Here is a 15,416-nt window from a genome sequence, read left to right on the forward strand (position 1 = left end):
ATGCCCCGAGAGCATCTCACGTCCCTGCCCGGAACCCGTTGGCACGTATGGCGTTCCGCGTTGCTCCGGTCGGCCGGTTTTCCGGCCGGCGGGATGAGCCGGTTCGCCGCTCCGGCGCTCGCGGAGGCGGCCGACCGGCACCTGCGCGGGGACGGCGACGCCGCGGAGTTCGCTGCGGCGTTCGACGCCGCCGCGGCCGACCTCGGGCAGACGGTCTACGGCATCGCCTGCGACGACGCCTTCCGTACGGCGCTGACCTGGCAGAACCCTGCGGTCCTGCTCGCCGTCGACGCGATCCGGCGCGACGGCCCGCACGCCCCGCGCAACCTGCGCCGGCGGCACCGGGAGGAGGTCGTCGCGAAGTACTGGCAGCGGTACTGCCTGAAGAACGACACGGTGGGCTTCTTCGGCCCGATCTGCTGGACCGAGCTGGGCGGCAGCGGTCCGATCGCGACGGTGCGTCCCGGCGCGGCGTTGACGCGTACCCGGAAGGTGTTCCTGGAGCGGTGGGGCCTGGACGCGCTCGCGGAGGCCTTCGCCCGCGGGCCAGGCGTGCGGGACTGGCTGCCGGTGCGGCTGGGCCCGCACCTGAGCCTGCGCGACCGGGTGCTGCGGCGCCCGCACCATCCACCGCAGACGCTCCCGGCGGCGACCGCCGCGCTGCTCACGCTGGCGCGGTGCGGACCCCGCGTGGCCGACCTGGTCGCCGCGCTGCTCGCGGACCCGGCGAGCGGCTTCCGCCGGGCCGCTGACGTGCACGCGCAGCTCGACGACCTGGCCGGGCGCGGCGTGCTGCGGATCGGCTTCGACCTGCCGGTCGACCTCACCGCCGAGGACGCGTTGCGCGAGCAGCTCGCCGCGATCGGCGACGACACGGTCCGCGAGCGGGTGCTCGGCGACCTCGCGACGGTGAGCGACCTGCGCGACGCGGTGGCCGCCGCCGACGGCCCGGACGCGCTGGCCGCGGCGATGTCCGCGCTGGACCGGCGGTTCGTGGAACTGACCGGCCGGGACGCGCGGCAGCAGCCCGGCGAGGTGTACGCCGGCCGCACGCTGTGCCACCTGGAGACGGTCCGCGACCTGGACGTCCGCTTCGGTGACGCGCTGCTGGCACGGCTCGCGCCGCTGGAACCGCTGCTGCTGTCGGCGCGGTGGCTGACCGCGGCGATCGGGCAGGCGTACGCCGACGCGCTGGCCGCCCTGTACCGCGACCTGGCGGCGGAGTCGGCCACCGCGGACGTGCCGGTGGCCGACCTGTGGTTCCTGGCGCAGGCGGTGGTGTTCGGGGCGGACCCGCCCGCCGCCGCCGTCACCGCCGAGTTCCTGGCCCGGTGGTCGACGGTGCTCGGCCTGGCCGACGCCGACACCGACGCCCGGGAGCTGCGGTTCGACGCCGCCGCGCTGGCCGAGCGGGTCGCCGCCGCGTTCCCCGCCGACGCGCCCGGCTGGGCCGCCGCCCGCATCCACAGCCCGGACGTGCACGTGTGCGCGCCGGACGAGGCGGCGCTGCTGCGCGGCGACTTCACAGTCGTGCTCGGCGAGCTGCACGTGGCGCTGGCCGCGTTCGACACGCACTTCTTCGCGTACGGGCACCCGGACCCGCAGCGGCTGCGCGACGGGATGCGCGCCGACCTGCCCGGCGGCCGGGTCCGGCTGCTGCCGCCGGTGGACTGGCCCCGGCACACCGCCCGGATCGCGGAGTGGCTGCACGGGCCCGCCGACGCCCAGCTCGGGTTCGTCGACGCGCCCGGCGCCGACCCGGACCGCCTCGTGCCGATCACGACCCTGACCGTGCGGCCGGACGACGACGGCACTCTTTCCGCGCACGCCGACGACGGGCGGCGGTGGCCGCTGCTGGAGGTGTTCGCGCCGCTGTTCGACTACCAGGTGTTCGACACGTGGAAGCTGGCCGGCAACGCCGGGCGCACGCCGCGCGTCACCGTCGACGACCTGGTGCTGGTCCGCGAGACGTGGCGCACCACTGTGGGCGAGACCGGCCTGCACACGGTCAAGGGCGAGCGGGAACGCTACCTCGCGGTACGGCGCTGGCGGCTCGCGCTCGGCCTGCCCGAGCGGATCTTCGTGCGGGTCGACACCGAACTCAAACCCAGCTATGTGGACCTGACCAGCGGCGTCTATACCCGGCTGCTGTGCACGCTGCTGCGCGGCGCGCACGCCAAGGGCGGCGGCGGCGTCGGGCTCACCGTCACCGAGCTGCTGCCCGGCCCGGACGACGCCTGGCTGACCGACGGGGCCGGCCGGGCGTACGCCTCGGAACTGCGGCTACAGATCGTCGACCCGGCGCAGGTGCGGTAGCCACTCGGTGGCGTCCGCCGGCGCGTCGGGGGTCTCGGTGTCGAACCGGCGCAGCCGGCGTACGCCGTAGGCGCCGAGCGCCACCACGGCCAGGGCCAGCCCGGACACCACGAACGCGAACCCGAGTCCCCGGCCGGGGCCGGTGCCGATCAGCGCGCCGACGCTGCCGGCCAGCGCGCCGCCGGGGGCGAACATCGGTTCCAGCAGCGACCCGCTCAGCGGCACCAGCACGGCGAAGCCCAGCGGCAGCGTCGCCCAGGTCAGCGTCTGGATGATCGCCAGCACCCGGCCGTGGAACCGCTGCGGCACCTTCACCTGGATGATCGACAGGTAGATGCCGTTGTGCAGGCCCAGGCCCAGCCCCACGCCGAAACTGCCGAGCGCCACCAGCAGCAGGCTCGGCCGGACGCCGCTGAGCACCAGGCTGACCGCCACGCCGAACGCGATGGCGATCAGCGCGGGCATCCGGCGCCGGGTCGGGCCGCCCCACACCGCGATGGCGAGTCCACCGAGGACGGCGCCGAGCGCCTCGGCGAACGCCACGGTGCCGACCTGGCCCATCGTGCCGAACGCGAGCACCATCGGCGGCACCAGCAGCAGGCTCGCCAGGCACAGGTTGTAGAGCGAGAAGAAGCCCAGCATGGCCCGGAAGCCCGGCTCGGCCCACGTCATCCGCGCGCCGCCGATCAGCTCCGCCAGGAACGGCTCCTTGCGCCGCCGGCCGAGCAGGTCGGGGAACCGCACCGCGGTCAGCACACCGATCGCCACCACGTAGCTGACGATGTCGATGACCAGGACGCCGGCCAGGCCGATCGCGGCCAGCAGACCCGCAGCCAGCAGCGGCACCGCGAGCGAGCTGAGCCCGACCGCGAGCTGCGCGATGCCGTTGGCGTGCCCCAGATAGCGCTTCGGCACCACCTGTGGGATCGCGGCCAGGTAGGTGATGCGTTGGAACACCGACGCCGCGCCGAGCACGCACACGAGCGTGTAGACGGCCGCCAGCCCCAGCCGGTCGGTCCAGAGCAGCAGCGCCAGCAGCGCCTCCGCTGTCACCGCCGTCGCGCACGCGGCCAGCAGCACACGGCGCCTGTCGAACCGGTCCGCGACCGCGCCGGCGACCGGCAGCGTCAGCAGCGCCGGCAGGTACGCGATCACCCCGGACAGGCCGAACCACAGCATCGAGCCGGTCTCCAGGTAGACCCAGACCGGCACCGCCCACTGGGTCAGCGCCGACCCGGTCGACGAGATGAGCTGGCTGGCGGTGATGGCCAGGAACCGGCGTACGCCCGGTTGCACGCCGGTCTCGGCGGTGACCGGATCGGTGCTGGTGGCCGCCAGTGCCCAGCCGTCACCGGCGAGCTGTCGTGGCGCGGCGGACGGCGCGGCGGACGGCTCGGCGAGCCGGGGATGGGTGCGGGTGAGCACCTCGGCGAGCGCCTCGGCCCGCTGCTTGACGAAGTAGTGCCCGGCCTCGTCCAGCACCACGAGCGCTGTGGACTCGCCGAGGAAACTCCACTCGCGGTACCGCTCCTCGTAGTACTCGGTGAGCACGTCGTGGGTGCCGACGACGGAGATCACCGGTGCGGGCACCCGCACCGGTTCGCCGTCCAGCCACTCGGTGAACCGCTCCTGCGCCTCGGCGGCCTCCCGCCGTACGTGGTGGACGAACCGGTCGACCTGCGCCGGGTCCAGGTCGGCCAGTTCCGCGCCGATCGAGCGCAGGAACGTCTCGTACCGCCGGTCCGCGCCCCGGGAGTCGGCCCAGTCGACGAGCCGGCCGAGCATGTTGTCCGGGCGGGCGGTCGGGAACACGCCCCCGGCGTAGATCGCCTCGATGGGACGTCCGCGCTCGTGCAGCCGCCGGGCGATGCCGGTCAACAGCGCGCCGCCGACGCAGTGGCCGTACAGGACCAGCGGGCCGTCCACCCGCTCCTGGATCTCGGCCACGCACCGCTCGACCAGCTCGTCGAAGGGCAGCTCGGTGTCGCGGACGCCGACGTCGTGGCCGGGGATCGCCACGGAGAACAGCGTGTGCCCGGCCGGCAGCGCGTCCGCGAGCGGCTGGTAGATGCTGGCGAGCCCGCCGCCGTAGGGCACGCACACGTACGAGCGCACCCGCTGGTCCGCCGGGACCGGCCGGGTCAGCTCGTACAGCAGCGGGCGCTGCCGCTCCCCGTCCGCCGGGGCGTCGATCAGCGCGGCCAGCCCCTGCACCGTCGGGTGCGCGAACACGTCCATCACGCCGACGTCGACCTGCCCGTACGCCTCGCGCAGCAGCGCCAGCATCCGGATCGCCAGCAGCGAGTGACCGCCCAGCTCGAAGAAGTCGTCGTCCAGGCCGACCTCCGGCACGCCGAGCACGTCGCGCCAGGTGGCGGCAACCGTCTGCTCGACCGGGGTCACCGGGGGACGGCGCTGCGCGGGGGCGACGCCGGACGAGGGTGCGGGCAGCGCGGCGGTGTCGAGTTTGCCGTTGGCGGACAGCGGCAGCGCGTCGAGCGTCACGAACGCCGACGGCACCATGTACTCGGGCAGCCGCCGTTTCAGCGCCGCCCGCAGCTCCGCCGGGTCCGGGGCCTCGCCCGTCAGGTACGCCACGAGACGCTGCTCGGCGGGCGTGGCGCCGCGCACGACGACGGCGGCGGAGCCGACGCCGGGCTGTTCGCGCAGCACCGCGGCGATCTCCCCCAGCTCGATCCGCAGGCCCCGCAGTTTCACCTGGTCGTCGATGCGGCCGAGGAACTCCAGCGTCCCGTCGGTACGCCAGCGGGCCAGGTCGCCGGTGGCGTACAGCCGGCCGCCGGGCTCGCCGAACGGGTCGGGGACGAACGCGCCCGCGGTGAGTCCGGGGCGGTTCAGGTAGCCGCGGGCCACCTGCACGCCGCCGAGGTGCAGCTGCCCGGCCACGCCGACCGGCACCGGGCGCATCGCCTCGTCGAGCACGTAGGTCCGCACGTTGCGGATCGGCCCGCCGATCGGCACCCGGGTCACGCCGGTCAGCGCGTCGGGGGTGGCCGCCCAGGCGGTGACGTCGATCGCCGCCTCGGTGGGCCCGTACAGGTTGTGCAGCGCCGCGGACGGGATCGCGGCGACGGCGCGGCGGGCCAGGTCGGCGGGCAGTTCCTCGCCGCTGCACACGATCCGCCGCAGCGACCCGCAGCGGGCCGGGCCGGCCGGGGCGGCCGTGGACAGGAACGCGTCGAGCATCGACGGCACGAAGTGGACCGTGGTGATCCGCTCCCGTTCGATCAGCTCCCGCAGGTACGCCGGGTCGCGGTGCCCGCCCGGCGCGGCGAGCACCAGCCGCGCGCCCACGAGCAGCGGCCAGAACACCTCCCACACCGACACGTCGAACCCGATCGGTGTCTTGTGCAGCACCGCGTCGTCCGGTCCGAGCGCGAAGGCGTCCTGCATCCAGTCCAGCCGGTTGACGATCGCGGCGTGCTCGTTGACCACGCCCTTCGGCCGTCCGGTGGAGCCCGACGTGTAGATCACGTACGCCGCGTTCCCCGGCCCGGCGGCAGTGCCGGCGGCGGCGCTCGGCCGGTCCGGCGCGGTCAGCGGCAGCACGGTGCCCGGGACGGTCAGCCCGTCCGGCAGCTCGTCGGCCAGCAGCACCCCGGCGCCGGCGTCGGCGAGCATGAAGGCCAGCCGCTGCGGCGGGTGGTCCGGGTCCAGCGGCAGGTACGCCGCGCCGGCCCGGTGGATGCCGAGCAGCCCGGCGATCAGGCGGCGGGAGCGGGGCTCGTGGATCGCGACCACCGACTCCGGTCCCACGCCGTGCGCGACCAGCCGCGACGCCACCTGCTCGGCGGCGTCGGACAACTGCGCGTACGTCATCCGGGTGTCGCCGTCGACCAGCGCGACCGCGTCCGGCGTGCGCCGGGCCTGGGCGTCGAACAGCTCCGCCAGCGTGGTCCGGCGCACCGGGGCGGCGGTGGCGTTCCAGCCGGTCACGACCTGGGCGCGTTCGTCCGTCGGCATGACCGGCAGCGCGCTGACCCGGGTCCGGGGCGCCGCCACGGCGGCGGCGAACAGCAGCAGGTAGCGGTCCGCGAACGCCTCCATCGCGGCACGCTCGAACAGCGCGGTGCGGTACTCCAGCCGCAGCTCGTCCCCGGCGATCTCCAGCGACAGGTCGTCCATGGCGCCGCCGAACGCCTCGCCCCGGCCGGTGGGCAGGTGGTGGAACGTGAGCTGGTAGAGCGGCGGCACGCCCGGGTCGCGCCGTACCGCCAGCTCCTCAACGAGCTTCTGGAACGGCATGTCCTGGTGGTCCCAGGCGTCGAGCACGACCCGGCGGACCCGGCGGACGAGGGTCAGGAACGGTGGATCGCCAGACACGTCGACGCGCAGCACCAGCATGTTCATGAACATGCCGAGCAGCGGTTCCAGCTCGGCCCGGTCCCGGCCGGCCACCGGCATGCCGACCACCACGTCGTCGCTCCCGGACAGCCGGTGCAGCAGCGCCACGTAGGCGGCCAGCTGCACCATGAACGGGGTCGCGGCGGCCTGCTGGGACAGCTCCGGCAGCGCCGCCGTCACGTCGCCGGGCAGCGTGCGGCGGACGTCGGCGCCGTCGAACGTGAGCGTCGCCGGGCGCGGCCGGTCGGTGGTCAGCGCGTGCACTGCCGACAGCCCGGTCAGCGTCTCCCGCCAGTACTCGCGCAGCTTGTCCCAGCGGGGGCCGTCGAGGCGGTCGCGTTCCCAGGCCGCGTAGTCGGCGTACTGGATCGGCAGCTCGGGCAGGTCCGGCGCGCGGCCGGCGACGGCGGCGGCGCACAGCTCGGTCAGCTCGGCGCGCAGGTGGAGCAGGGACGTGCCGTCGAGGACGACGTGGTGCCCGGCGAACAGCAGCCACCAGGTGTCCGGGTCGAGCCGCAGCAGCCGGCCCCGCCACAGCGGGGCGGCGTCCATCGGCAGGTCGAGACCTGCGTACTCGGCGACGATCCGGGCGCGGGCGGCGTCCCGCTCCGGCTCGGGCAGCGCGGACAGGTCGGTGACCGGCAGCTCCACCGGGACCGTGGAGTGGATGTCCTGGTAGAGCCGCCCGTCGTGCAGGCGCAGCGTGGTGCGCATGGCCTCGTGCCGGTCGGTGACCGTCCGCAGCGCGGCGAGCGCCTGCTCGGGCCCGGCGCCCGCCGGCAGGGTGACCGCGTCGGTCATGGTGAACAGCGGCTGCCCGGGGCTGAGCTGGGCGGTGAACCAGACCCGCTCCTGGGCGTACGAGGCGGGAACGGTGTAGACGTCGTCCACAGGCGTGACGTCGTGGCGCGACTCGGTCATCCCGGCCGTCCCGGTCGGCGCAGACGCGGGATGGGCGCCTCGGCAGGTGCGGAGGCGGACGGGGCGGCGCGCAGCGACTCGATCCGGGCGGCCATCGCCGCGACGGTGGGCGCGTCGAACAGCACCCGCATGGACAGCCGGGCGCCCACCGCCTGCCGGATCCGCAGCACCAGCTGCGCGGCCACGAGCGAGGTGCCGCCGAGCCGGAAGAAGTCGTCGTGCGGGCCGACCTCGGCCACGCCCAGCACGTCACGCCAGATCCGGGCGACGGTGTCCTGCAGGTCGCCGTCGGCGGCGGTCACCGTCGAGGCGGTGGCCGCCGTGGTCGCGGCGAGCCGCCGCTCGTGCCCGGCGACCGCCCCCACCGTGTAGGCGCCGATCGCCACCGAGCCGGTCCGCCCCTCGGCGAGGACCCGCAGCGCCGCCCGCACCGCCGCGTCCGGGGCCAGCCCGTCGTGGTCGGGTACGCCCTCCTCCCGCCACGCGCCCCAGGCCACCGACAGCACCGGCGACCGCCAGCCGTGCGGGCTGCGCGCGTACGCGTCGAGGAACGCGTTGGCGGCCGTGTCGTCGGCGCGGCCCAGGCCACCGGCGAGCGCGGTCACCGAGGAGCTGAGCAGCACGAAGTCGAGCGGCATGTCGCCGAAGACCGCACGCAGCGCCAGCGCGCCGGTGACCTTCGGCAGCAGTTCGGCTGTCGCCTCGGCCGGCCGCGACCCGGTGGACAGTCCGGTGTCGGGCAGCCGCGCGGCGTGCACGATGCCGTCGAGTCCGCCGAGGTCGTCCTCGACGTCGGCGCGTACCGCCCGCAGCGCGTCCACGTCTGTCACGTCGGCACGCACGTGGCGCACCTGCGCCCCGGCCCGTTCCAGCGCCTCGACCAGGTCCGGCCGGGCGGTCCGGCCGACCAGCACCAGCCGCGCGCCCCGGCGGGCCAGTTCGGCGGCGAACGCCCCGCCGATCCGGCCCAGTCCGCCGGTGATCAGGTAGCGCCCGCCGTCGCGCAGTGCCGGCCCGGTACGCCGGCGCGCCGGCGCGGCCGTGAACCCGCGTGTCCAGCGGCGCCCGCCCAGCCGCAGCGCGACCGCCTCGGCCCGCTCGGCGCCGAGCAGCTCGTCCGCCAGCGCGTCCGCGCCCGGGTCGGCCGGGTCGGCGTCGACCCAGTGGCAACGCAGTCCCTGACGTTCCAGCGGCACCGAGCGCACCACCCCGGCGACTGTGGCATGTTCCGGGCGCAGCAGGTCGGATCCGGTCACGTCGGCCGTCCCGGCGGTCACCACGTCCAGCGCCACGTCGGCGGCAGGCAGTGCCTCCAGCAGCGTCAGCAGCGCGAGGTACCCGTGTTCCTGGGCCGCCGCCACGGCATCGGCGTCCGGACCGGCCGGGTCGCCGTCGAGCGCCCACGCATGCACGATCCGGGCGGCCCGGCCGTCGTCGGCGCACTCGTCGAGCAGGCGCTGGTGGTCGGCGACGCTGGCCGGGCGCAGCCGGTAGCCGTCCGGGCGGACCGCGAAGGCCGGTCCGGGACGTACCACCGTGACGTCCACGCCGCGCTCGCGCAGCCGGTCCGCGAGCGCCGTGCCGCGCTCCCCTGCGGCGAACAACAGCAGCGGGCCGGGCGCCTCGACGGGCGCGAGGTCGGGCAGTTGACCCCAGACCGGCACCTCGACCACGCCGTCGTCGTACCGCTCGTCGCTGGCCGGTCCGGCGGGCGCGGCCACCGGCTCCGGGTCGATCCAGTGCCGGGCGCGCTGGTACGGGTAGCCGGGCAGCGGCACCCGGCGCGGCGCGCCGGAGGCGGGCAGTCGCACCGGCACCCCGGCCGTCCACAGCCGGCCCGCCGCCTCGTACGCGGTCTGCCTGCCGGTCAGCCGCTCCCCCGGCGCGGGCAGCGTGCGCAGCGGCGCCCGGGCTCCCGCCGGCAGGCTCAGCCGGGCCAGACCGGCGAGCTGCCGGCCGGGGCCGCACTCCAGCAGCAGCCAGTCGTCGGCGGCGCCGGTCGCGGCGAGCGCGGCCACCGTGGCGCCGAACCGCACCGGCCGGCAGAGCTGGTCGGCCCAGTACGCCGGGTCGGTGATCTGCTCGTCGGTGAACGGCGCGGCGGTCGCGGCCGAGAACACCGGCAGGTCCGGCGCCCGGCGCGGCACCGCCGCCACTAGCGCCGCGAACTCGTCGCGCACCGCCGTCAGCAGCGGCACGTGCATCGCGTACGGCGACCGCAGCGGCGTGCAGCCGATGCCGCGTTCGCGCAGGAGGACCTCGGCGGCGGCGACCGGTTCCGGCGCGCCGCCCACCACGCAGGTGTGCGGGCCGTTGCTGATCGCCACCGCGACACCGTCGGGCAGCAGCGGCGCGATCTCGTCGGCGCCGCGCTGCACGGCGAGCATCCGGCCCTCCGGCGCGGCCTGCACGAGGCGGCCCCGGGCGGCGGCGAGCCGCAGCGCGTCCGGCAGGTCGAACACCCCGGCCACCGTGGCGGCGACCAGTTCGCCGACGGAGTGGCCGATCATCGCGGCGGGCGTGACGCCCCAGTGCCGCCACAGCGCCGCGAGCGCGTACTCGACGGCGAACAGCGCGGGCTGCGCCACCGCCGGTCCGGCCAGCCGCTCGTCCGCGCCCGGTCCGGCGTCGAAGATCATCTCGCCCGCGTCCCAGCCGAGGATCGCGGCGCACTCGTCCACGGCGGCGGCGAACACCGGCTCGGTAGCGGCCAGGTGCGCGCCCATGCCGGGGTGCTGCGCGCCCTGCCCGGGCAGGAGCAGGCCCACCCGGGGCGGCGTCGCGGCGTCCCCGGCGGCCCGGCGCTTCGGGTCGGTGAGCGCCGCCGCCGCCCGGGCCCGGTCGACAGCGACGACGGCGGCCCGGTGCCGGTACGCCGGCCGGCCCTCCCGCAACGTGTGGGCCACGTCGCGCAGCTCCACATCGGGCGCGCCGGTGAGCCGCTCGGCCAGCCGGGCACAAGCAGCGGCCAGCGCGTCGGGCGTCGCGGCGGACACCTGGAGCAGCTCGCCGCCGCCGTGATCCGGCTCCGGGGGTACGCGCGGCGGCGCTTCCTGGAGCACCAGGTGCGCGTTGGTGCCGCCGAGGCCGAGCGAGCTGACGCCGGCCCGCAGCGGTCGCTGGTCCTCGGGCTCCCACTTGGTCAGCGTGGACACCACGTAGAACGGGCTCGCCTCGATGTCGATGTCCGGGTGCGGCCGGTCGTGGTTGACGGTGGGCGGGATGAGCCGGTGCCGCATCGACAGCACGGTCTTGATCAGGCCGATCACGCCGCCGGCCGCGCTGAGGTGACCGATGTTGGCCTTCGTGGAGCCGACCCCGCACCAGCCGCGCTCGGCGGTGCGCCGCCCGTACGCCGTGCTCAGCGCCGCCAGCTCGATCGAGTCGCCGAGGACGGTGCCGGTGCCGTGCGCCTCGACGTACCCGACCGAACGCGGGGCGACGCCGGCCACCGCGAGCGCCTGCGTGACCACCTCCACCTGACCGGTGACGCTCGGCGCGGTGAAGCTCGCCTTGGCCGAGCCGTCGTTGTTCACCGCGTTGCCGATGACCAGCGCCCGGATGTCGTCGCCGTCGGCGAGCGCGTCGGAGAGCCGCTTGAGCACGACCACGCCGACGCCGCTGCCGTAGACGGTGCCGTCGGCGTCCGCGTCGAACGGGCGGCAGTGCCCGTCGGCGGAGGTGTAGCCCTCGTCGGCGACGTACCCGACGCCGTGCGGCAGTTCCACGCACACGCCGCCGGCCAGCGCCGTGTCGCACTCGCCGCTGCGCAGCGCCTCGGCGGCCAGGTGCACCGCGACGAGCGACGACGAGCAGGCGGTCTGCACCGTCATCGCCGGGCCGCGCAGGCCGAGCCGGAACGCGACGGTGCTGGCCAGGTAGTCCGGCTTGTTGCCGAGCGACACGCGCAGCTCACCGGCGTCCGCGAGCGCACGCGGGTTCCGCCGGACGTTGAGCCACTGGTACAGGTCGGCGTTGCCGCCCGCGTACACGCCGATCTCGCCGTCGTAGCGGGCCGGGTCGCAGCCCGCGTCGGTGAGCGCGGCGTGCGCGTGCTCCAGGAACAACCGCTGCTGCGGGTCGGTCAGCTCCGCGTCGCGGGGGCTCAGCCCGAACAGCTCCGCGTCGAACCGGTCCACGCCGTCGAGCACGGCGGCCACCGGCACGTACGCCGGGTCGTCGAGCTGCTCCGCCGCGACGCCCCGGGCCAGCAGCTCCGCTCGGGTGAACCGGGTGAGCGACTCGGCGCCGACGACCAGGTTGCGCCAGAACTCCTCCGCCGACGCCGCCCCCGGCACGCGCAGGCTGAGCCCGACGATCGCGATCGGCTCCACTGTCTCGTTCACGCCATGACCTCCGGCTCGGCCGAATCGCTGATGTGCAGGCGCAGTTCGCTGACGTAGCGGCGGCCCGCGCGGTCGGGCAGCCACGCCTGCCCGAGCGCGGGCAGCAGCTCCGACACGGTCACCGTCACGTCGTCGCCGCCGGACCGCCGGGCGGCGCGCAGCAGCAGGCAGAGCCGGTTGGCGTAGAGCGGGCTGGTCAGGTCCACGTAGGTGGGCTTGAGTTCGGTGGCCACCCGGACGAAGACCCGCTCCGGCAGGCCCAGCGCGGTCCGCCACCGGCGTACCGCGAGGTAGCGCCGCGCCTGGTCGACGGCGTCGGCCAGGCCGGTCGCCCCGACCGTGGTGCGCCAGGTCTCCCGCGCCAGCACCAGCCGGTCGACTGTCACCCGGGGGCTGTGCGGGCGGTCGGTCATCAGCTTGAACGCGTCACCGGCGTGCACCGCGATCAGGTCGGAGAACACCTCGACCAGCGGCCAGCGCGTGCCGTCCGGGCCGGTCGCCACCAGCACGCCGTCCACCTCGGACACGATCGCCGCGTTCGCCGGCACGAGCCGGTCGCGCGGCGCGCCGGGCGCGTCGGCGAACGCGAGCCGGTGGTCGTCCGGCCCGTGCAGGGACGCGGACAACCGCCCGCCGACGCGGGGGAAGTCGACCGGGTAGAGCGGGCGCAGCCGTCCCGGGCCCAGGTCGGCCGCGTACGCGCGCCGCAGCCGGTCCACGTCGGGGTGGCAGTGGGTGAACAGCTCGGCGTTGAACGTGGCGTACGCGGCGTGCAGCTCGCCGAGCACCGCCCCGAACTCGCCGGCGGCCAGCGCCTCGGGTGACTCGGCGAACAGTTGCAGGTCGGGGCTGTGCACCCGGCCCGCGCTCCAGCCGGGACGGCCGGCCGGGAACGCGTCGGCCACCAGGGGCGCCAGCTCGGCCGCGGCGAACTCCACCCGGGTCGTTCCCTCGGGCAGTCCGGCCAGTCCGAGCACCCGCTCCCAGCGGGCGGCGAACTCTGCCGCGACCCGGTCCACCGGCCGGTCACCGGGCCCGAACAGCGGCCCCTGCGCGACGAACCACAGGTCACCGAGCCGGACCGGCCCGTCGCCGCCGAGGTCGTCGTACAGGTCGCGCAGCGCGTCGCCGTACGCCGTGGCCAGTTCGGCGGTGAGCCAGCGCGCCGCCCGCAGCGGCAGGTCCAGCGCCGGGGCCAGGGAGTCGAGCAGGCCGCCGCCGACGGTGAGGTCCACGTCGCGTGCGGTCTCCTCGTGGCACAGCGCCCGCCCGGCGTAGTTCTGCCCGGCCCGGCGGCGCGGCGGCAACCCGGTGAGCGCGGTGAACTCGGCGTCCAGCGCGGACAGCGCGGCGGTGAGGGCGGCCGGGTCACCGGCGGCGTCGGCGACCCGGGTGCGGGCGGCGGCCAGCCGGTCCAGCCCGGCCAGCGCCCGCGCGCGGCACTCCCGGTCACCGATCGCGGCGATCCGCTCCCGCAGGTGCTCCTGCGCGGCGAAGCCCTGCGGCAGGTCGAAGTCCCAGCGCAGCAGCCCTCGCTCGACGAGCTGCGCGAGCAGCAGGAACCCCTCTGCGGCGCGGCGCACACCGGTCTGCCCGTCGCGCACCAGGTCGTCGACGACGTCCCGGGCCGGGCGGGTGCCGTCGCACCGGCACAGCGCGATCGACTCGCTCAGCGACACCGGTTCCGGGCGCTGGGCCGGCCGGTGCACGACCCGGTCCGCCAGGTGGACGTGCGGCGCCCGGACCGGGGCCAGCCACTGCCGGACCTGCGGGTCGGCGGCCAGCCGGTCCGCGTACGCGGCGAGCGCCCAGTGTTCGAGGTGGACGGCGCGGCGGCGGAGCAGTCCGGGGCCGGGCACGGCGGTGACGCCGGGCGCACCAGGTGCCACGGTGCCCCAGCACACCGGCCCGAAGAAGCCGATGGTCTCGCACTTGGCGACGTAGCGCTGCCAGTACCCGGCGACGACGTTCTCCCGGCCCCGGCGGCGCACGTTGCGGGGTGCGTCCGGGCCGTCGCGGAGCAGCCCGTCCAGCGCCACCAGCGCCTCCGGGTTCTGCCAGGCGACGGCCTCACGGAACAGCGGGTCGGCGGCGATCCCGCACAGCGCCGCCGACGACGCCCGGACGGCGGTGGCGTACGCGGCGCTGAAAGCCGTCTCGTCCAGCTCGCCGGACAGATGCCGGTCGGCCGCGTCGGCGCAGTCCGGCGCGGCGAACCGGTCCAGTCCGTCGGCGGGGAACCCGGCGCTGCGCAGCAGCACGTCCCGCCACACCGACCAGCCGGTGTCGCCGAGGGGGACCAGGTACGTCACCGCGGCTCCTCCTCCACCACCGGGCGGCGCTGGACCCGCTGGCGGCGTAGCGCGCCCCGGCGCGCCGCGCGTTCCACCGCCTCGTCCTCGGCGTCCTCGCCGGACGAGGGCGCACCGAGGCTGTCCAGGTGCGCGGCGAGCGCGCGGACGGTCGGGTGGTGGAACAGGTCCACGACCCGCAAATTCGTGCCGAGCAGCCGGTTGAGCTGCCGTTGCACGACCGCGACCGCGAGCGAGCCGCCGCCGACGTCGAAGAAGCTGTCCGTCGCGGCCACCTCCGGTACGCCGAGCACGTCGCACCAGACCGAGGCGATCCGCCGCTCGGTGGCGGTGGCCGGGCGGGCGGCGGGCACCCCGGCGCGGCCTCCGGCCCGGTTCACCCGGGCGGCCCGGGGCACGTCGTCGGCCGTTCCGGCCGGGACGGCGGTCCAGGCGGGCAGCTCGGCCACCGGCCGCTCCGGGTCGGCGACGCCGGCCCGCAGCAACCGCTCGACGTCGGCGAGCACGTCGCTGATCAGGGCCTCGCCGTAGACGTCCGGGTTGAAGACGATCTCCACGCGCAGCCGCCCGTCCCGGGTGATGCCGTAGAGCGTCAGGTCGAACGGTGAGCCGGGCGCGGGCACCGGCACCGGCTCGGCGGACAGTCCGGCCAGGTCCAGCCGGGGCTCGTCGAACGTGTACATGTTGAACAGCACCTGCACCAGCGGGCTGCGGTCGAGCAGGCCGCCCAGCCCGAGGCCGCCGACGATGCGTTCGACAGGCGCCTCCGGGTGGGCGAGCGCGGCGAGCAGTTCCTCCCAGGCGGCGCGGACGTGCGCGGCGAAGCCGGCCCCGGGCGTCCGGCGCAGCCGCAGCGGCGCGATCTCGATGAAGAAGCCGACCATCGGCTCGAAGTCGGCGGCCCGCCGGTCCACGGTGGGTGTGCCGACCACCAGGTCGGGCAGGCCGGTACGCCGGGCCAGCACCAGCGCGAACGCGGCGAGCACGGCGGCCGCCGGGGTCGCGCCGAGCCCGGCGGCGAGGTCGGTGAGCGCGGCAGTGGCGGCCCGGTCCAGCCGGGTACGCACCGTCGCGCTGGTGTACGTCTGTTCGGCCGGCCGGTCCCGTCCACCGGGGAGCCGCAGCACCACCGGCGCCCCGGTCAGGTGGTCCAGCC

Annotated in this window: 5 protein-coding genes (1 of these 5 only partly in view); 1 reads left to right on the forward strand and 4 read right to left on the reverse strand. The window is 76.1% G+C overall.

The window, feature by feature from the left end:
• Positions 1 to 2,316, forward strand: a complete 2,316-nt coding sequence (locus tag O7542_RS12895; protein ID WP_281606287.1) for a lantibiotic dehydratase — start codon at positions 1 to 3, stop codon at positions 2,314 to 2,316.
• On the opposite strand, the gene O7542_RS12900 is transcribed toward O7542_RS12895, so the two are convergent.
• The 4 genes in view from O7542_RS12900 to O7542_RS12915 are tightly spaced (each overlapping or abutting the next) and all read right to left on the reverse strand, a layout consistent with a single transcriptional unit that may run on beyond the window.
• A complete protein-coding gene (locus O7542_RS12900; RefSeq protein ID WP_281606288.1) occupies positions 2,284 to 7,602 on the reverse strand; it encodes a non-ribosomal peptide synthetase/MFS transporter in 5,319 nt (1,772 codons plus the stop codon). The two genes, O7542_RS12895 and O7542_RS12900, sit on opposite strands and share 33 nt — an antisense overlap.
• On the reverse strand, positions 7,599 to 11,948 hold the full coding sequence (locus tag O7542_RS12905; protein ID WP_281606289.1) for a type I polyketide synthase: 4,350 nt from the start codon (positions 11,946 to 11,948) through the stop codon (positions 7,599 to 7,601). The genes O7542_RS12900 and O7542_RS12905 overlap by 4 nt, the downstream gene beginning before the upstream one ends.
• Positions 11,945 to 14,260 carry a lantibiotic dehydratase gene (locus tag O7542_RS12910; RefSeq protein WP_210887482.1) on the reverse strand — a complete coding sequence of 772 codons (2,316 nt, stop codon included), beginning with the start codon at positions 14,258 to 14,260 and terminating at the stop codon, positions 11,945 to 11,947. The genes O7542_RS12905 and O7542_RS12910 overlap by 4 nt, the downstream gene beginning before the upstream one ends.
• Positions 14,257 to 15,416, reverse strand: the 3' portion of a protein-coding gene (locus O7542_RS12915) for a non-ribosomal peptide synthetase (RefSeq protein WP_210887486.1). 2,350 nt of this gene lie beyond the right edge of the window; 1,160 of the gene's 3,510 nt are visible here — the last part of the coding sequence; the start codon falls outside the window, past its right edge — the gene reads right to left on this strand; the stop codon is at positions 14,257 to 14,259. The genes O7542_RS12910 and O7542_RS12915 overlap by 4 nt, the downstream gene beginning before the upstream one ends.

Source organism: Micromonospora sp. WMMC264, from assembly GCF_027497275.1.
Taxonomy (GTDB): Bacteria; Actinomycetota; Actinomycetes; order Mycobacteriales; family Micromonosporaceae; genus Micromonospora; species Micromonospora chalcea.